This is a genomic window from Bradyrhizobium sp. CCBAU 53421 (genome assembly GCF_015291625.1).
GTDB lineage: Bacteria > Pseudomonadota > Alphaproteobacteria > Rhizobiales > Xanthobacteraceae > Bradyrhizobium.
The window spans coordinates 909,013-925,846 of record NZ_CP030047.1; the positions used below are offsets into that span (position 1 = coordinate 909,013).

16 protein-coding genes, 1 tRNA gene and 1 riboswitch are annotated in these 16,834 nt (G+C 65.9%); of the genes, 11 read left to right on the top strand and 6 right to left on the bottom strand.

The genetic code is table 11. The features are described 5' to 3' along the window. The first annotated feature begins 167 nt into the window (after positions 1 to 167). Together pimD and XH92_RS04120 are read left to right on the top strand one after the other, a co-directional pair. Entirely contained in the window at positions 168 to 1,313 is a 1,146-nt protein-coding gene (gene pimD / locus XH92_RS04115; protein WP_194458095.1) for a pimeloyl-CoA dehydrogenase small subunit, read from the top strand. Between the two features lie 108 nt (positions 1,314 to 1,421). Next, complete coding sequence (locus XH92_RS04120) at positions 1,422 to 2,195, top strand: SDR family NAD(P)-dependent oxidoreductase (protein WP_194458096.1); 774 nt, start codon at positions 1,422 to 1,424, stop codon at positions 2,193 to 2,195. Positions 2,196 to 2,440: 245 nt separating this feature from the next. Here XH92_RS04120 and XH92_RS04125 read toward each other — a convergent pair whose 3' ends face one another. Continuing rightward, the gene (locus XH92_RS04125; RefSeq protein WP_194458097.1) at positions 2,441 to 3,634 is read right to left on the bottom strand and encodes an O-succinylhomoserine sulfhydrylase; all 1,194 of its coding nucleotides are present in this window, start codon (positions 3,632 to 3,634) and stop codon (positions 2,441 to 2,443) included. A 76-nt stretch (positions 3,635 to 3,710) separates the two neighbouring features. Beyond that, positions 3,711 to 3,790, bottom strand: a riboswitch (SAM riboswitch). Between the two features lie 170 nt (positions 3,791 to 3,960). On the opposite strand from XH92_RS04125, the gene XH92_RS04130 reads away from it, so the two are divergent. The 3 genes from XH92_RS04130 (at position 3,961) to XH92_RS04140 (ending at position 7,851) form a co-directional block, all read left to right on the top strand. Next, positions 3,961 to 5,019 (top strand): 2'-deoxycytidine 5'-triphosphate deaminase, encoded by a 1,059-nt coding sequence (locus tag XH92_RS04130; RefSeq protein WP_371818062.1) that lies wholly within the window; start codon positions 3,961 to 3,963, stop codon positions 5,017 to 5,019. 204 nt (positions 5,020 to 5,223) lie between these two features. After that, a complete protein-coding gene (locus XH92_RS04135; RefSeq protein ID WP_194458099.1) occupies positions 5,224 to 6,279 on the top strand; it encodes a hypothetical protein in 1,056 nt (351 codons plus the stop codon). 129 nt (positions 6,280 to 6,408) lie between these two features. Next, positions 6,409 to 7,851: an MATE family efflux transporter gene (locus tag XH92_RS04140; protein WP_194458100.1), complete on the top strand. Its 1,443-nt coding sequence runs from the start codon at positions 6,409 to 6,411 to the stop codon at positions 7,849 to 7,851. A gap of 190 nt (positions 7,852 to 8,041) precedes the next feature. On the opposite strand, the gene XH92_RS04145 is transcribed toward XH92_RS04140, so the two are convergent. The 4 genes from XH92_RS04145 to XH92_RS04160 form a co-directional block, all read right to left on the bottom strand. Beyond that, positions 8,042 to 8,458, bottom strand: a complete 417-nt coding sequence (locus tag XH92_RS04145; RefSeq protein WP_194458101.1) for an SRPBCC family protein — start codon at positions 8,456 to 8,458, stop codon at positions 8,042 to 8,044. Positions 8,459 to 8,622: 164 nt separating this feature from the next. Further along, the gene (locus tag XH92_RS04150) at positions 8,623 to 8,982 is read right to left on the bottom strand and encodes a VOC family protein (protein WP_194458102.1); all 360 of its coding nucleotides are present in this window, start codon (positions 8,980 to 8,982) and stop codon (positions 8,623 to 8,625) included. 56 nt (positions 8,983 to 9,038) lie between these two features. Then, positions 9,039 to 9,878, bottom strand: coding sequence for an AraC family transcriptional regulator (locus XH92_RS04155; protein WP_194458103.1), 840 nt, complete (start codon positions 9,876 to 9,878; stop codon positions 9,039 to 9,041). Between the two features lie 9 nt (positions 9,879 to 9,887). Then, entirely contained in the window at positions 9,888 to 10,466 is a 579-nt protein-coding gene (locus tag XH92_RS04160) for a methylated-DNA--[protein]-cysteine S-methyltransferase (RefSeq protein ID WP_194458104.1), read from the bottom strand. A 170-nt stretch (positions 10,467 to 10,636) separates the two neighbouring features. Here XH92_RS04160 and XH92_RS04165 point away from each other — a divergent pair, with 170 nt between their 5' ends. From XH92_RS04165 to XH92_RS04180, 4 genes are all read left to right on the top strand, one after another. Beyond that, complete coding sequence (locus XH92_RS04165) at positions 10,637 to 12,187, top strand: 4-amino-4-deoxy-L-arabinose transferase (RefSeq protein WP_194458105.1); 1,551 nt, start codon at positions 10,637 to 10,639, stop codon at positions 12,185 to 12,187. A gap of 107 nt (positions 12,188 to 12,294) precedes the next feature. After that, positions 12,295 to 12,368 (top strand) — tRNA-Gly (locus tag XH92_RS04170). 145 nt (positions 12,369 to 12,513) lie between these two features. Continuing rightward, a complete protein-coding gene (locus XH92_RS04175) occupies positions 12,514 to 12,696 on the top strand; it encodes a DUF3551 domain-containing protein (RefSeq protein WP_371818063.1) in 183 nt (60 codons plus the stop codon). A 43-nt stretch (positions 12,697 to 12,739) separates the two neighbouring features. Continuing rightward, the gene (locus tag XH92_RS04180) at positions 12,740 to 12,910 is read left to right on the top strand and encodes a hypothetical protein (RefSeq protein WP_194458107.1); all 171 of its coding nucleotides are present in this window, start codon (positions 12,740 to 12,742) and stop codon (positions 12,908 to 12,910) included. A 305-nt stretch (positions 12,911 to 13,215) separates the two neighbouring features. Here the strand turns inward: XH92_RS04180 and XH92_RS04185 are convergent, their stop codons facing one another. Beyond that, positions 13,216 to 14,235, bottom strand: coding sequence for an LLM class flavin-dependent oxidoreductase (locus XH92_RS04185; RefSeq protein WP_194458108.1), 1,020 nt, complete (start codon positions 14,233 to 14,235; stop codon positions 13,216 to 13,218). 246 nt (positions 14,236 to 14,481) lie between these two features. Between XH92_RS04185 and XH92_RS04190 the strand changes: the two genes are divergently transcribed. Together XH92_RS04190 and XH92_RS04195 are read left to right on the top strand one after the other, a co-directional pair. Beyond that, on the top strand, positions 14,482 to 15,648 hold the full coding sequence (locus XH92_RS04190) for an NADH:flavin oxidoreductase/NADH oxidase (protein ID WP_194458109.1): 1,167 nt from the start codon (positions 14,482 to 14,484) through the stop codon (positions 15,646 to 15,648). Between the two features lie 38 nt (positions 15,649 to 15,686). Further along, a complete protein-coding gene (locus XH92_RS04195; protein ID WP_194458110.1) occupies positions 15,687 to 16,616 on the top strand; it encodes a dihydrodipicolinate synthase family protein in 930 nt (309 codons plus the stop codon). Positions 16,617 to 16,834 lie beyond the last annotated feature (218 nt).

The window sequence follows — 16,834 nt, forward strand, 5'->3', positions numbered from 1 at the left end:
GTGTCGTCCCCCGCCTTGTGCGCAATTGCGCACAGGGGCGGGGGACCCGGTACGCCGAGGCGGTTGTGATTCCCAATGAGGGCCGCGGCCTACTGGATCCCCGCATTCGCGGGGATGACGAGTGGAGATCAGGGCAGGCGCCCGCGTGATTTTGGAGAGATGGTAAAATGGATTTTGATCTGTCCGAGGAGCAGCGGCTTCTCAAGGAAAGCGTCGACGGTTTGCTGGCGGATGCCTACGACTTCGATGCGCGCAAGAAGTACATGAAGGAGAAGGGCGGCTGGAGCAAAGCGCTCTGGGGCAAGCTCGCCGAGCAGGGCCTGCTCGGTCTGCCCTTTGCGGAGACCGACGGCGGCTTCGGCGCCGGCGCGGTCGAGACCATGATCGTGATGGAGGCGCTCGGCAAGTCATTGGTGGTCGAGCCCTATCTCGCCACCGTCGTGGTCGCCGGCGGTTTCCTGCGCCATGGCGGCTCGGCCGAGCAGAAGGCCAAGTACATCCCGGGCATCATCGACGGCAGCAGGACCTTCGGCTTCGCCCAGCTCGAGAAGAACTCGCGCTACGACCTGTTCGACGTCGTGACCACGGCCAAGAAGAAGGGCGACGGTTGGGTGATCGACGGCGAGAAGTTCGTCGTGCTCAACGGCGAGAACGCCGACACCTTGATCGTGACCGCGCGCACCAAGGGCGGCCAGCGCGACAAGATCGGCATCGGCGTGTTCCTGGTCCCGGCGGACGCCAAGGGCGTCACCCGGAAGGGCTATCCCACCCAGGACGGACTGCACGCGGCCGACATCACCTTCACCAATGTCGAGGTCGGTGCGGATGCTGCGATCGGCGATCCCGAGAACGGCCTGCCCCTGATCGAGCGCGTAGCGGACGAAGCCCGCATTGCGCTGTGCGCGGAAGCCGTCGGCGCGATGGACGAGTCGCTGAAGGAGACCGTCGAGTACATCAAGACCCGCAAGCAGTTCGGCGTTGCGATCGGCTCGTTCCAGAGCCTGCAGCACCGTGCCGCCGACATGTTCGTGGCGCTGGAGCAGGCCCGCAGCATGTCGATGTTCGCGACCATGGCGTCGGACTTCAGTGATGCCAAGGAGCGTTCGTCCGCGGTCGCGGCCGCCAAGGTGCAGGTCGGCAAGTCCCTGAAGTTCGTCGGCCAGCAGTCGATCCAGCTCCATGGCGGCATCGGCATGACCATGGAAGCCAAGATCGGCCACTACTTCAAGCGGCTGACCATGATCGAGAACACGCTCGGCGACACCGACTACCATCTCCGTCGCGTCAGCGAGGGCGGCGGGCTGCTGGCTTGAGATGTCGTTGCCGGGCTTGACCCGGCAATCCATCGCTCTTGAAAAGATGGATGCGCGGGTCAAGCCCGCGCGTGACGAGTTTTTCTAACCATCCGGGAGGCAACAACAATGAAAAACACTCCGTTCGATCTCACCGGCCAGGTCGCCGTCGTCACCGGCTCGAGCCGCGGCATCGGCCGCTCCTCGGCGGAACTCCTGGCAAAACTCGGCGCCAAGGTCGTGATCTCCTCGCGCAAGGCGGATGCCTGCCAGGAAGTCGCCGACGGCATCAAGAAGGCCGGCGGCGATGCGCTCGTCATCCCCTGCAACATCGCGCGCCGCGCGGAGGTCGAGGCGCTGATCTCGGGCACGATCAAGCACTACGGCAAGATCGACACCCTGGTCTGCAACGCCGCAGTGAACCCGTATTACGGCCCGCTGCTCGACATCACGGACGAAGCCTTCGACAAGATCATGGGCTCCAACGTCAAGAGCAACATCTGGCTGTCCGCACTGGCGATCCCGCAGATGGCCGAGCGCGGCAAGGGTTCGGTCGTGATCATCTCCTCGATCGGCGGCCTGCGTGGCTCGACGGTGATCGGTGCCTACGGCATCTCCAAGGCGGCGGACTTTGCGCTGTGCCGCAGCCTCGCCGGCGAATGGGGGCCGAAGGGCGTGCGGGTCAATTGCGTGGCGCCGGGCCTGGTGAAGACCGATTTCGCCCGCGCGCTGTGGGAGGACCCGGACAATCTGAAGCGCCGCACCGCCTCGACGCCGCTCCGCCGCATCGGCGAGCCTGACGAGATCGCCGGCGCGGTGGCCTATCTTGCCTCCGATGCCTCGACCTTCATGACCGGCCAGACCATCGTGGTCGACGGCGGCGTGACGACGGCGGCGACGTAAGCGGCTGTTCCCTCAGGGATGACGGGGTGATTGCTCAGCTTGCTCAGTGTCATCACTCGCGCAGGCGGGTGATCCAGTATTCCAGAGACCGCAGTGCTTGAGCCGAAGGGCCGCGGCGTACTGGATCGCCCGGTCCATGTGCGCAATTGCGCACAGGCCGGGCGATGACGGCGGTGGACGAGGATACAGCCTCACATCCTCTCAGGATGAGGTCTTGTTTCGCGCTTTAGGCTTCTACGCCAGTCTCAAACCTGCTCCAGCGCCCGCTCGAAATCCTCGATCAGGTCGTCGGGATGCTCGAGCCCGGCCGAGAAGCGAATGAAGCCTTCGCTGATGCCGAGCTCGGCGCGGGCTTCCGGCGCCAGGCGCTGATGCGTCGTGGTCGCGGGATGCGTGACCAGGCTCTTCGCATCGCCGAGATTGTTGGAGATGCGCGAGATCTTCAGCGCGTTGAGGCAGCGGAAGGCGCCGGCCTTGCCGTCCTTCACCTCGAAGCCGACCAGCGTCGAGCCGGCGCCCATCTGCTTCTTCACCGTCTCGGCCTGCGGATGATCGGCGCGGCCGGGATAGACCAGCCGCGTGATCTTCGGATGCTTGGCCAGCGCCTCGGCGATCTTCGCCGCGTTCTCGGTCTGAGCGCGGACGCGGACGCCGAGCGTCTCCAGTCCCTTCAGCAGCACCCAGGCGTTGAACGGCGACAGCGACGGGCCGGTCTGGCGCATGAAATTGTGGATGTGCTCGGCGATGAAGGCTTCCGACGACAGGATGATGCCGCCGAGGCAGCGGCCCTGGCCGTCGATATGCTTGGTCGCGGAATAGACCACGACGTCGGCGCCGAGCGACAGCGGGCTCTGCCAGATCGGCGTCGCGAACACGTTGTCGACGATCAGCCGGGCGCCGCCGCCATGCGCGATCCTGGCGATGGCGCCGATGTCGAGCACGTCGAGCGTCGGATTGGTCGGGCTTTCCAGGAAGAAGGTCTTGGTGTTCGGCCGCAAGGCGCGCTGCCACTGGTCGAGATCGAGGCCGTCGACCAGCGTGGTCTCGATGCCGTAGCGCGGCAGCAGGTCCTGCACCACGTAGAGGCAGGAGCCGAACAGCGCCTTCGATGCCACCACGTGGTCGCCGGCCTTCAGCGGCGCGAGGATCGCGGTGGTCACCGCGGCCATGCCGGTCGCGGTCGAGCGCGCGGCTTCCGCGCCCTCGAGCTCGATCATGCGGCGCTCGAACATCGCAATCGTCGGGTTGGAATAGCGCGAATAGATGAAGCCGGGGTCCTGGCCCTTGAAGCGCGCCTCGCATTGCTCGGCGGTGTCGTAGACGTAGCCCTGGGTGAGAAACAGCCCTTCCGACGTCTCCCCGAATTGCGAGCGCAGCGTGCCGCCATGGACGAGGCGGGTTTCGGGACGAAAACGGGCGGTACCTTCAGATTCAGACATGTGACCTCCGAAGTGGCCATTTCCCTTGGAAACTGGCCACAAAAAAACCGGCCTGGAGCAACCTCCACAAGCCGGGATCACACTGTCCCCGGCCTGTTTAGCGACTTATTTAACGTGGCTGCAAGCCGGCCGGCTCAAATCACCACGGGATAAGTGCAGCTGATATTCCCTCGCGCCCTTTCCGTCAAGACGGTCATCGGATAACCCCTAAAAGCCCATATATTGGGGCTTGGTGGCCGTTCAGAGTATGATTTTGGGCCATCTCGAGGGACCTCGCCGTGTCGTTCACGCTGGAAGATGAATCCAACGGAATCCTGCCCGACCGCATGATCGCGGAGATGGCGGAGGCCGGCCTCATCCTGCCCGCCTACGACTTCGTCGAGAGCCAGATCCAGCCGGCAAGCCTTGACCTCCGCCTCGGCGACATCGCCTACCGGGTCCGCGCCAGCTTCCTGCCGGGCCCCGATGCCACCGTCGCCGAGCGGATCGACCAGCTCAAGCTGCACGAGATCGATCTCTCCGACGGTGCGGTGCTGGAGACCAATTGCGTCTACATCGTCCCGCTGCTGGAGAGCCTGGCGCTGCCGCCGGAGATCGTGGCCGCGGCCAACCCGAAGAGCTCGACCGGACGGCTCGACGTCTTCACCCGCGTGATCGCCGACGGCACCCGCCGCTTCGACATGATCGGCGCCGGCTACCACGGCCCGCTTTATGCCGAGATCTCGCCGAAGACGTTTCCCGTGCTGCTGCGCGAGGGCTCGCGGCTCAGCCAGGTTCGTTTCCGGATCGGCGAGGCGACGTTGAACGCCGACGAGCTCGACGCGCTGCATGCCGCCGAGCGGCTGGTCGATATCGACGATGCCGATCTCACCCACGGTGTCGCGCTCTCGGTCGATCTCTCCGGCGAGACTTCGGGCGGCTTCGTCGGCTATCGCGCCAAGCGTCACACCGGCGTGGTCGATGTCGATCGCCGCGGCGGCTATGCGGTCGACGACTTCTGGGAGCCGATCAAGGCGCGGCCCGACGGCAGCCTCATCCTCGATCCCGGCGAGTTCTACATCCTGGCCTCGAAAGAGGCCGTGCAGGTGCCGCCGGACTACGCCGCGGAGATGGTGCCGTTCGATCCCCTGGTCGGCGAATTCCGCGTGCACTATGCCGGCTTCTTCGATCCCGGCTTCGGCTATGCCGGTGCTGGCGGCAAGGGCGCGCGCGCCGTGCTTGAAGTGCGCTCGCGCGAGGTGCCGTTCATCCTCGAGCACGGCCAGATCGTCGGCCGCCTCGTCTATGAACGCATGCTCGAGCGTCCCGACGCGCTCTACGGCCAGCGCATCGGCTCGAACTATCAGGCGCAGGGCCTGAAGCTCTCCAAGCATTTTCGCGTGTAATTCCGTAGCTCGGATTTCGCGTCATTCTCCGCCGTCATTCCCCGCGAATGCGGAGAATCCAGTACGCCGCGGCCCCTCCATCGACAACGACTGTCTCTGGAATAATGGATCGCCCGATCAAGTCGGGCGATGACACCGAGTGTGTTGGTTGCGCGGTCTCGTCGGCGATGACACAGTCCGGCAAACAACAAGCAGGGAGCGAACATGAGCGCCGCAACAGATTCAGCGCAGCAAGAAGCGCAGTGGCGGAAGTGGCGCAGCGTCGCCGATCTCTATCACGCCTTCTTCACCGGACTGATCCTCACCGTGGTCACGCGGCGCGGTACGGCCGACGCCGCCGAGTTCGTCTTCCGCGTGTTTCGCCGTCAGCAGCAGGAGCGCTTCCTGCCCGGCTTGAAGAAGCTCGGCCTCGACGGCCTGCCGCCGGCGGTCGCCGCCGCGCAGTATCACTACCTCTCCAACTGGATCGGCGGCGTGCATGTCGAATACATGTACGAGAGTGACCGCAAGGCCTGGATCCGCTATCCGCCGCCGCGCTGGATCTGGAAGGGCACCGCGATCTGTGGCGTGCCCGGCGAGGTCTCGCGCGCGATGCTGCGCGGCTGGCACGCCAACAATGGTGTCGCACTCGGCGATCTCAGGCTCGGCTTTGTCTGCACCAAGCAGAGCGTCGATGGACAGGATGGGCTCGAGGGCTATTACTGCGAATACGATCATCCGCTCGAGCTCGACCAGCGCCTGGTGTTCGCGCGCCATCGCGAGGCGCCGCTGTTCGATCCCAGAACCGCGCCGGCGCTGCCGGTCGACAGCTGGCCGAAGCCGCGGCTGGAGAAGGCCTATCGCAACTACGCGATGGAATATGTGAAGACCGCCGCGCCGGTCATCGTGCAGGTGTTCGGGCCTGAGGACGCGAGCTACCTGCTGCATCTCACCGGCAAGCTCATTGGCATGCAGTATTTCGACGAGGTCGCGCAGGCGCTCGGCGGCAGCCGTGGCCGTGCCGCGGAATTTGCCGCATTCCTGCGCGCGCTGTTCGAGTCGCAGGATGATGTCGCAGAGATCAGCGAGTCCGAGGGCCAGTTCGAGATCCGCCAGCGGGGCTGGAAGCTGATGGCCGACGTGGCCGATTATCACCCGGCCTGCGCAAACGTGCTGACGGGCCTGTTCGAAGGGCTGGCCACCGGCTGCGGACGGCATATTCCGGTGCATCTGACGCCCAATGGCGCCGCCGGCGCGCCGTTGGTCTGGTCGATCGGCTAGATCAGGGGTTCATTCGGGTTCACCTGCAATCGCGCAGGCCCCCCTTGCGTCCCGCGCACGTGGATTTCGCCGCTGCCATGGTAGGGAAACACCATGGCGCGGCTCCCCAGATCGCGCGTGGGAGTAGAAATGTCCGATCTCGGCCTCGCCGAAATACCTGTCGACGAACAAGAACGACCGCTGCCGCCGCCGGTGACGAGACCGGCGCGCAACGCGCTGCTCGACGGGCCGATCTTGCGCACGCTGTTGTGGCTGGCGTGGCCGAACGTGATCGCGCTCTCCGCCGGCACCTGCGTGGTGATCGCGGAGACCTCCTATATCGGCCGGCTCGGCGTTGAATCGCTCGCGGCGATGGCGCTGGTGTTTCCCTGCGTGATTCTGACCATGACGATGTCCGGCGGCGCGATGGGCGGCGGCGTCGCATCCGCGATCGCGCGCGCGCTCGGCGCCGGCGAGATCGAGCGCGCCTCGACACTTGCCATGCATGCGCTGCTGATCGGATTGACGTTCGGTGTCACCTTCATGCTGGGCATGCTGATCTTCGGTCCGCGCCTGCTCGAATTGCTCGGCGGCCGCGGCAACGTGCTGGCGAATGCAATCGCCTATTCGCAGATCTTCTTCGGCGGCGCGATCCTGCCCTGGCTGATGAACACGATGGCCGGCATCCTGCGCGGCACCGGCAACATGAAGCTGCCGTCGACCATGATCCTGTCCTCGGCGGTGTGGCAGATCATTCTCGGCGGCACGCTCGGGCTCGGCCTCGGGCCGGTACCGCAATTCGGCATGCGCGGCGTCGCCGCGGGCTCGCTGATCGCCTATTCGATCAGCATCAGCGTGATGGGCTGGTATCTGTTCTCGGGCCGCGCCCGCGTGAAGCCGAAGCTCAAGGGGTTACGCGTGCAATGGGCGATGTTCATCGACATCCTCAGGGTCGGCGCGGTCTCCTGCTTCTCGCCGCTGCAATCGGTCCTGACGATCTCGATCTTCACCCACATGCTGGCGCAGTTCGGCACCGCGGTGCTCGCCGGCTACGGCATCGGCGCGCGGCTCGAATTCATGCTGACCTCGGTGGCGTTCGCGGTCGGCATCGCTTCGGTGCCGATGATCGGCATGGCCGTCGGCGCCGAGCGCGTTGCGCGCGCCCGGCGCATCGCCTGGACCGCAGGCACGGTGTCATTCCTTGCGGTCGGCGTGGTCGGCAGCTTCATCGCCGTCTTCCCAGACCTGTGGGTCAATCTGTTCACCAATGATCCGCATGTGCGGGCGACCAGCCACCAATATCTCTCGACCGCCGCGCCGATGTACGCCTTCATCGGCCTTGCGATGTCGATGTATTTCTCCTCGCAGGGTGCGGCGAAGGTGCTGGGTCCGGTGCTGGCGCAGACCGCGCGGCTGATCTTCATCGGCGCCGGCGGTTGGTGGCTGTCGACCCATGAGGCGAGCGCGCAAAACTTCTTCGCACTCGCCGCCGCCTCGATGGGCGTGCTCGGCGTGCTCTCTTGCCTCAGCGTGATCCTGACGCGCTGGGGCAAGGCTGCGCCGGTCGCCCAGGCGCAACCGGCGCTGTCGTAAGTCTCAGTCCGTCATTCGCGACTCTCACACCGTCATCCTGAGGAGCGGCCACTTGGCCGCGTCTCGAAGGATGCACGGCCCCGATGCCTCAACAGGCTCGTGGACAAAGCCCGGCCGTCGGCCCTTCGAGACGGCCGCTTTGCGGCCTCCTCAGGGTGACGGTGATAAAGCTTTTCGGCCGCCAGCCCCGCTACGCCGCGCTCTTCTCCCTGGCCGATTTGGCCTGTGCGGCCTGCATCGCCGCCGCGCCGAGATCCATCTGCGCGTCCATGTAGGGCGCGACTTCGTGCGGCAGCACGTCGGCGATCCACACCACCCGGCAGCGCGTATCGCCTTCGGCAAACACCTGCACCGAGGCGGAATGCTGCTTCAGCCGCTCGCTGGTGATCGCATAGACCAGCCGTTGCCGCTTGTCGTCGCAATCGACCAGCGTCTCGTGCGCCACGGTGCCGTTACTGAAAGTCACGGTGCGGACGTCGCCGTCGAGCTTGGTGTCGGTGACGAAGCCCGGCACCAGCCGCGTATGCAGCGCGCCGAAATCGCGCAACGCGTCCCAGACGTGGTCGGCCGGTGCGTCGATCGGGATGTCTTTGTGAATGGAAGCCATGAGATTGAGTCCTTGGTTGGATGGATGTGAAGGTCGTCATTGCGAGCCACCCGGTCGGCGCAAAGCGCCGCCGGATGACAGGCTCCGCGAAGCAATCCATCCTTCCGCAGGGCGAGAGCATGGATTGCTTCGTCGCTTCGCTCCTCGCAATGACGGGTTGAGGCTTAGGTGCTCACCGCCTCGACATTGTTGCCGTCGGGATCGAGCAGGAACGCCGCGTAGTAGGTCGGGCTGTAGTCCTTGCGATGGCCTGCCGCGCCGTTGTCCTTGCCGCCGGCCTTCAGGCCCTCGGTGTGGAATGTCTTGATCGCGTCGTGGCTCGGGGCGCGGAACGCGATGTGGGCGCCGCCTTGCGCGCGGCCCTTGTGCAGATGCAGCCAGAGCGCGGGTTCGCCCTTGGGGCCGAAGCCCGCGCCGCTGTCGTCGCGCGAGCACAGCACGAAGCCGAGCGGCGCCAGCACCGCGGTATAAAAGCGCACGCTGGCGTCGAGGTCGGCGACGCGCAATCCGATATGGTCGTACATGATGGGGTCTCCAGTCGCTGGGCGCGTCGAGGGACGCGCGGACCGGAGCAACCTAGCTATTGCAGCGCAAGGCGTTCTTGGAGAATCTTGCGGTCGCCGCGGGAGGCCTGGCGGAACTTGAGCGGCGAGGCGCCGGCGGCGCGGTGGAAGCTGCGCACGAAATTGGAGAGATCGCCGAAGCCGACGTCGTAGGCGATATCGGTGACCGGGCTGTCGTCGTCGACGAGCCGCCGCGCCGCATGGCGCAGCCGCGAGCGCACGAGATATTGATGCGGGGTAACGCCGAGCACCGCGGAAAACAACCGCAGGAAATGAAAGGTGCTGAGGCCAGCCTGCTCCGCGGCATCGTCGAGATCGATCTGTTGGTGCGAATTGGCGTCGATCCACAGCGCGGCCTCGACGGCGCGGCGGCGATCGCGCAGGCCGGCGGTGAGGGGCTTTGCCTTGCGGTCGGACACCAGCTCGACAAGGCGGCTGGCGAGGAGCTGGCCGACCTCGTCGAGGCCGACGTCGCTGTTGCCAGCTGCCGCCGTTTGGGCGAGCTCGCCGATTACCATCAATTCGGGCAGCGGCGGCACCGAGCCGACCTGCCACACCGTGGTGCGGTCGCCAATCGTCTCGACCAGCTCCGGGTCGAGGAAGAACGACAGGCATTCGTCGCCGACCACATGGTCGTGCGTGCAGGTGTATTCGTCGCCGGGATGGCCGACCAGGATCGAGCCTGCCACCAGCTCATGGAAGCGGCCGCGGCAATGGCAGCCGAAGCTGCCACTGCGGACATAGGACACGGAGTGGCAGGCGAACTGCTCGGCGAATGGTTTGTCGCCGGGCTCCGCCGTGCAGCGAAACTCGTTCACCGTGATGCGATCTCGCTGCAACAGCGTGGTCCGGGTCATACCCCAGATTTAGGCTTGCGGCCGGGGCCGTGCAACGGGCAGCAGCACGTCGAACAGGGTTTTGCTGGTCGATGACTGGGCGCCTTCGATCGAAAGCAGCCGCCGCTTGGAGACGCTGCCGCCGTTCGGGGAGATCCGGTCGGCATAGTGGCCCGCCTCCAGCACGCGGTGGCAGGGCACGATGATCATGAAGGGATTGCGGCCGAGCGCCTGCGCCACCGAATAGACCGCGCCGGACGCACGCAGCGCGCTCGCCACCTCGTCATAGGTCCGGGTCTCGCCGCGGGGAATGCCGCGGACGGTCTGGTAGACGCGCTGGTTGAAGGCCGGGATGGCGCTCATGTCGAGCGCAACGCCGGTGAGATCGGCATTGCCGCTGCGCAAGATCGCTGCAATGCCCTCGATCGCGACCTCGATCTCCTCGGGAGGCCGCATCTCGCGTGCATCGGGATAGAGCTTGAACAGCCGCTTGCGGGTTTCGATTTCGCGGAACTCGGGAAGCTGGACACCGGCGACGCCGGCTTCGCCCCATGCGATGCCGCATCGGCCGATTGCCGTGTCGAAAATGGTGTACCCACGCCCCGCCATGACGCCGCCAACCCCCAGACGCGATCATAACATCGTCGCGGTCCGGCGCATCCGGAATCTTGACGATTGGTTAAGCATGTTGTGGCCGGCGCTGTGTGACCTCGACAACGTCCGGTCACGCATCTTCCAGTCACGCATCTTAAAGGCTTTGCCCGCTATCTGGTCGCGACATGCTGCTCCAGAAGACGATCGGCGGAACGATGACGGGCACGAGCGTCGAGGCCGCGCCCGGCAGCGCAGGCATGGTCGTGCGCGCGCGCGGGCGTGTTCACGGGCTCTTCGCGTTGCTGCTGCTGGCGCTGGTGCTGCGCCTTGCGGCCGCGGTCTGGCCCAACGTGATTTATCCCGACGAGATCTTTCAGTATCTCGAGCCGGCGTGGCGGATGCTTGGCCATGACGGCATCCTGACGTGGGAATGGCGCGACGGCATTCGCGGCTGGTTCCTGCCGACATTGATGGCCGGGCCGGTTGCGCTCGGTGATGCCATCGCGCCCGGCGGCGCGGGCGCCTTCCTGGTGCCGCGCCTGATCGCCGCATGCGCCTCGCTGTCGATCGTGGTCAGCGCCTGGTTGTTTGGCGCGCGGGTGTCGCGAACCCATGCCGTCGTCACGGCCTTCGCGGCCGCGACCTGGTTCGAACTGATCATGCTCGCGCCACACACATTGGGTGAGCCGCTGGCGGCCGCGCTCATCGTTCCGGCGGCGCTGTTGATCACCGATGGTACGTCGCCGCGGCGTCTCGCGATTGGCGGTGCGCTGCTCGCCTTCGCCTTTGTCTGCCGCTTCCAGTATGCGCCGGCGATCGCCGTGCTGGCCTTCGGGGCGTGCTGGACACGCTGGCGAAACCTGGTTCCGATGGTCGCCGGCGGGCTCGTTGCGTTGCTGCTCGCCGCCGCGATCGACCTTGCGCATGGCGCCGTGCCGTTCGCCTGGCTGATCGGCAATATCAGGGAAAACCTGGTCCACGATCGCGCCATCGAATTCGGCGTGTCGCCGCCCTCGGCCTATCTGATCGACTTCCTGACCGTGTGGTCGATAGCGATCCTGCTTCCGCTCGCTGCGATCTGGCGCGGCTGGCGGCACGCGCCGCTGCTGCTGGCCGTGGCGCTCGTCAACCTCGTCTTCCACAGCCTGATCGTGCACAAGGAATACCGCTTCGTCTTCCTGTCGGTGGCGCTGTTCACCATCGTCGCGGCGCTGGGCTCGGCCGATTGGGTGCAATGGCTGCGCGCGAAGGCTACGTGGCGGCGCTGGGCAATGCCGATCGTGCTCGGCGGCTGGGCGCTGCTGTCGGTGGCGCTGGCCGGCGCCAGCGACGGGATGCGCGAGTACTGGACGCGCGGCGTCGGCGCGGCGCGGCTTGCCGCCGAACTGCGCAGCGATCCGCAGCTGTGCGGCCTTGCGCTCTACAACGTTCGTTTCCAGCAATTGCCGGGGCGGGAGCGATTGGTCGGCCCGGCGCCGCTCTATGCGCTTGCGCCCGCCGATCCGATCGCCGAGCTGATCCTGCTACCTCTGCTGCTGCAGGCGACCAGGCCGGCCTTCAACCGCATCCTCGCGCGACCCGAGGCCGCAGCCGATCTGCCGGCGGATTTCTCGCGGCAGAGCTGTGCACGCGTCGGCTTCAGCGAAGCCTGCATCTATGCGCGCGGCGGGAGCTGCGACGCATCCGCTGCTGCCTCCTTTGTGATCAATGACGTGCTTGTGAGGATGGGCCAGTAGCGGCGACGGCGCGGGGATCGGCGCCAATGCGCGCTTGATCCCCAGCCACGGGCCGGGCTATGGTCCGGCGGTCGCAGCCGTGAGGGCGACCTCAAGCAATTGAGATCGCGGGCGTAGTTCAATGGTAGAACGGCAGCTTCCCAAGCTGCATACGAGGGTTCGATTCCCTTCGCCCGCTCCAGCCCCAAGGCCAAATCGCGCGGGACAGTCTTGTCGGCGAGACGATGCATTGTCGCGGCAATCGCAGGAGACATGACGTGAGGTTGCTTGGAGCGCTGCTGCTCGCGCTGGGCGCGCTTTGCATGACGAAGCCGGCATCCGCACAAATGTACGATCCTCGCTATCCGGTCTGCATGCATGTTTACGGGGAACTGGTCGGCGATCGAATGGATTGTATCTTCGCGTCGATAAGGCAGTGTCAGGCCAGCGCCGTGGGGATTCCGGCAACTTGCCTGGTCAATCCCTTCTATGCGCCGAGACCGGCGCATCCCGGCAGGCCTGAACGATGACTTTTCCCGCTCGTATCGGCGAGCGTTCATTTGAGATCAACGCATGGAATGGTGGCCCTACGCACTCTTTGCGGTTGTTCTGATCGGATGCGTATTTGTCGTTCGCGCCCGTCGCGGCAGGAATCCGAGCGAGGATGAGGAATTGAACCGGCGGATTGACGAGCGCATCGATCGCCTCGATCTCAAGCGCCGCAATCGCGACGAGAATTCCTGAGCCAATTCCGCGAGACTGGCCTTGTGTGATGATCCCGGGATATTACGGCGATCTGTTCACGCAACGTGCGCGCCTAACGGACCGTACTCGACCTGTTCTTCTCACAACGCGCAGTTATGTTTCCGTAGTTCTCCGCGTTTGAGAACGAAGTTCCGGCGGAACGATCTCTCCGGTTCCGGCATTGGCCAAACAGAACCGGCCAACCTCCGGCGAGAACGGCCGGTTCAAGCCCGCTGCCGGTCGTCCGCTTTCAACCACACCCCCTGAAGGACGGCCGGCGCGGGTGCTTGCGCGTCGAGGCAAATTCAGCGCCAGCCGAGAGCCGGCGCGATCTGGGTCAGGATGGTCTCGATCACATGGGCGTTGTAGGCGACGCCGAGTTGATTGGGGACGGTCAGCAGCAATGTATCGGCCTCCGCGATCGCCTCGTCCGTCTTCAGCTGCTCGATCAGCTTTTCCGGCTCGGCGGCATAGCCGCGGCCGAAGATCGCGCGCGTCCGCTCGTCGATGAAGCCGATCTGGTCTTCCTCCTGCCCGTTGCCGAAATAGGCGCGGTCGCGATCGTCGACCAGCGCGAAGATGCTGCGGCTCACCGAGACTCGCGGCTCGCGGGTGTGGCCGGCCTCCTTCCAGGCGGCGCGGTAGGCCCGGATCTGCGCGGCCTGCTGGATGTGGAAGGCCTCTCCGGTCTCGTCGCTCTTCAGCGTCGAGCTCTGCAGGTTCATGCCGAGCTTCGCCGCCCAGACCGCGGTTGCGTTCGAGCCGGCGCCCCACCAGATGCGCTCGCGCAAGCCTTCCGAGAGCGGCTCGAGCCGCAGCAGGCCGGGCGGATTGGGAAACATCGGCCGCGGATTCGGCTGCGCAAAGCCTTGTCCGCGCAGCATGTCGAGGAAAATCTCGGCATGACGCCGGCCCATGTCGGCATCGGTCTCGCCTTCGCCCGGCTGATAGCCGAAATAGCGCCAGCCATCGATCACTTGTTCGGGCGAGCCGCGGCTGATGCCGAGTTGCAGGCGTCCCCTCGCGATCAGGTCGGCCGCGCCGGCGTCCTCGATCATGTAGAGCGGATTTTCGTAGCGCATGTCGATCACGGCGGTGCCGATTTCGATCCGGCTGGTCCTCGCGCCGACCGCCGCCAGCAGCGGGAACGGCGAGGCCAGCTGGCGAGCGAAGTGATGGACGCGAAAATACGCGCCGTCCGCGCCGAGCTCTTCTGCAGCGACCGCAAGGTCGATCGATTGCAGCAGCACATCCGCGGCGGAGCGGGCCTGCGATTGCGGGGAGGGCGTCCAGTGCCCGAACGAGAGGAATCCGATTTTTTTCATGTCGGCAATGTAGGCATATCAGGCGCGAATTGCGAACGGTGGCATGGCCCGGCGATGACGGAAATGTTTACCACTCGGGGAAAGTTGATTCAGCAAGCGTTGCGGGTTCTGCGGATCGCGCGCCTGTGTATGCGCTGCATGCGCTTTGGTCTTGCCGCCTGCGCTGCGGCGCGGCTTGCGATCGGCGCGCGCGCCGCCTAGCTTTCGGCCGCCATTCTTCCCGCCACCACGCTTCCGCAGGTCCAGATGTCGCAGCCGTTCTTGTTTCAGCCGATCACGCTTCGCGGCGTGACCTCCCGAAACCGCATCCTGATTTCACCGATGTGCCAGTATTCGGCGACCGACGGCCTCGCCAATGACTGGCATCTTGTTCATCTTGGCAAATTCGCCCAGGGCGGCGCCGGGCTCGTGATGGTCGAGGCCGCGGCGGTCACCGCCGAGGGGCGCATCACCCATGGCGACGTCGGCATCTGGAACGACGAGCAGATCGCACCGCTCGAACGCATCGCCGCTTTCCTGAAGGACAACGGCGCGGTGCCCTCGATCCAGCTTGCGCATGCCGGCCGCAAGGCCAGCATGCAGCGCCCATGGTACGGCAATGCCGCGCTCGACGCGGCCGACCGCGCTCGCGGCGATTTGCCGTGGCGCACGGTGGCGCCGAGTGCGATCCCGATGGAGGAAGGCTGGCTGATGCCGCACGCGCTCGAAATTGCCGAGCTCGCCGTGCTGCGCGAGCATTGGCGCCGCGCCACCTTGCGCGCGGTCGAGGCCGGCTTCGAATTCGTCGAGGTGCATTGCGCGCACGGCTATCTGCTGCACGAATTCCTGTCGCCCTTGTCGAACCGCCGCAGCGACGCCTATGGCGGCGACCGCGCCGGGCGGATGCGCTATCCGCTCGAGATCATCGAGACCGTGCGTGCCGCCTGGCCCGCGGAGCGGCCGCTGGCGGTGCGCATCTCCTCGGTCGATGGTGTCGATGGCGGCCTGACGCTCGAGGATCAGATCGCATTCGCGCGCGAAGCCAAGGCGCGCGGCGCCGATCTGATCGATTGTTCGTCGGGCGGCCTGCTCGGCTCGGCAACCGCGGCGCGGATTCCGCGCGGCTATGGCTTCCAGGTGCCCTATGCGGAGGAAATCCGCCGCGCCGCCGAGGTTGCGACCATCGCGGTCGGGCTGATCCTGCATCCGCAGCAGGCGGAGGATGTCCTGGCCAGCGGCCAGGCCGATCTGGTCGCGATCGGGCGCGAGGCGCTGTTCGATCCGAACTGGCCGCTGCATGCCGAGCTTGCGCTGGGCGGCGGAAGCGGCGAGGTGTTCGCGTCCTGGCCGAAGCAGTATGGTTGGTGGCTGGAGCGGCGCGAGCCGGGCCTGCGCAGACTCGAAGGGCCGCCGCTGCCGTTCCGCAACGTGTGACGGATCAAGCTGCGGCAGATCATGAGGGAGGATTTGACATGACGAATTCGGCACAGCGTCCCTATCGCGGCGTGTTCCCGGTGGCGCCGACGATCTTCGACGCCGGCGGCAACCTCGATCTCGACGGGCAGCGGCGCTGCATCGATTTCATGATCGATGCCGGCTCGCACGGCATCTGCATCCTCGCCAACTTCTCCGAGCAGTTCGTGCTGACCGATGCCGAGCGCGAGACCGTGATGCATGCCGTGCTCGAGCACGTCGCGGGCCGCATTCCCGTGATCGTCACCACCACGCATTTCTCCTCGGCGGTGTGTGCTGCGCGCAGCCGCGAGGCGGAGGCCGCCGGTGCCGCGATGGTGATGATCATGCCGCCCTATCACGGCGCGACCTTCCGCGTTGGCGAGCCGGCGATCTACGAGTTCTATCGGACGGTGTCGGATGCCATCAACATCCCGATCATGATCCAGGATGCGCCGGTCGCGGGCACGCCGCTGTCGGTGGACTTGCTGGCGCGGATGGCGAAGGAACTCGCCAACATCAGGTACTTCAAGATCGAGGTGCCGATGGCCGCGAACAAGCTGCGCGGCCTGATCGAGAAGGGCGGCAGCGTGATCGAGGGACCGTGGGACGGCGAGGAGGCGATCACGCTGATGGCCGATCTCGATGCCGGCGCCACCGGAGCGATGACCGGCGGGGGCTATCCCGACGGCATCCGCCAGATCATCGATCCGTTCTTCGCCGGCCGCCGCGACGAGGCCGTGCAGGCCTACGCGCGCTGGCTGCCGCTGATCAATTACGAGAACCGCCAATGCGGACTGCAGGCCTGCAAGGTGCTGATGCGCGAAGGCGGTGTCATCAAGTCGGACGCAGTGCGGCACCCGTTGCAACCGCTGCATCCGGCGACGCGCGTCGGCCTGATCGAGATCGCGCGCGCGCTCGATCCGGTCGTGCTGCGCTGGGGGCGCTGAGCGCGCCACCCGGCTGCCTCGTCCGGATCGTCGCTGCCGGCTGCATTCACATAACCGTCAACAACGGTATCTACCGTTCCGGTACGGGGAGCGGGCGAGTTTTCCCCGCGTGTGCATTCTGGATACGTCTGACCGCTCGGGCAGAGGATGATCGAGACCTTCCGGGTTGGCGGTTTTGCGATGCGCTACGGCCATTTCGTGCCGCGGCTCTATAATTA

Bases quoted from the DNA above. Each gene is read 5' to 3' on its own strand.
- XH92_RS04140 (WP_194458100.1), top strand. From the start codon at position 6,409: ATGTCCGATCTCGGCCTCGCCGAAATACCTGTCGACGAACAAGAACGA.
- XH92_RS04130 (WP_371818062.1), top strand. From the start codon at position 3,961: ATGATCGCGGAGATGGCGGAGGCCGGCCTCATCCTGCCCGCCTACGAC.
- XH92_RS04120 (WP_194458096.1), top strand. From the start codon at position 1,422: ATGAAAAACACTCCGTTCGATCTCACCGGCCAGGTCGCCGTCGTCACC.
- XH92_RS04150 (WP_194458102.1), bottom strand. From the start codon at position 8,982: ATGTACGACCATATCGGATTGCGCGTCGCCGACCTCGACGCCAGCGTG.
- XH92_RS04195 (WP_194458110.1), top strand. From the start codon at position 15,687: ATGACGAATTCGGCACAGCGTCCCTATCGCGGCGTGTTCCCGGTGGCG.
- XH92_RS04185 (WP_194458108.1), bottom strand. From the start codon at position 14,235: ATGAAAAAAATCGGATTCCTCTCGTTCGGGCACTGGACGCCCTCCCCG.
- XH92_RS04190 (WP_194458109.1), top strand. From the start codon at position 14,482: ATGTCGCAGCCGTTCTTGTTTCAGCCGATCACGCTTCGCGGCGTGACC.
- XH92_RS04180 (WP_194458107.1), top strand. From the start codon at position 12,740: ATGGAATGGTGGCCCTACGCACTCTTTGCGGTTGTTCTGATCGGATGC.
- XH92_RS04165 (WP_194458105.1), top strand. From the start codon at position 10,637: ATGCTGCTCCAGAAGACGATCGGCGGAACGATGACGGGCACGAGCGTC.
- XH92_RS04160 (WP_194458104.1), bottom strand. From the start codon at position 10,466: ATGGCGGGGCGTGGGTACACCATTTTCGACACGGCAATCGGCCGATGC.
- XH92_RS04145 (WP_194458101.1), bottom strand. From the start codon at position 8,458: ATGGCTTCCATTCACAAAGACATCCCGATCGACGCACCGGCCGACCAC.
- XH92_RS04125 (WP_194458097.1), bottom strand. From the start codon at position 3,634: ATGTCTGAATCTGAAGGTACCGCCCGTTTTCGTCCCGAAACCCGCCTC.
- XH92_RS04135 (WP_194458099.1), top strand. From the start codon at position 5,224: ATGAGCGCCGCAACAGATTCAGCGCAGCAAGAAGCGCAGTGGCGGAAG.
- XH92_RS04175 (WP_371818063.1), top strand. From the start codon at position 12,514: ATGTACGATCCTCGCTATCCGGTCTGCATGCATGTTTACGGGGAACTG.
- pimD (WP_194458095.1), top strand. From the start codon at position 168: ATGGATTTTGATCTGTCCGAGGAGCAGCGGCTTCTCAAGGAAAGCGTC.
- XH92_RS04155 (WP_194458103.1), bottom strand. From the start codon at position 9,878: ATGACCCGGACCACGCTGTTGCAGCGAGATCGCATCACGGTGAACGAG.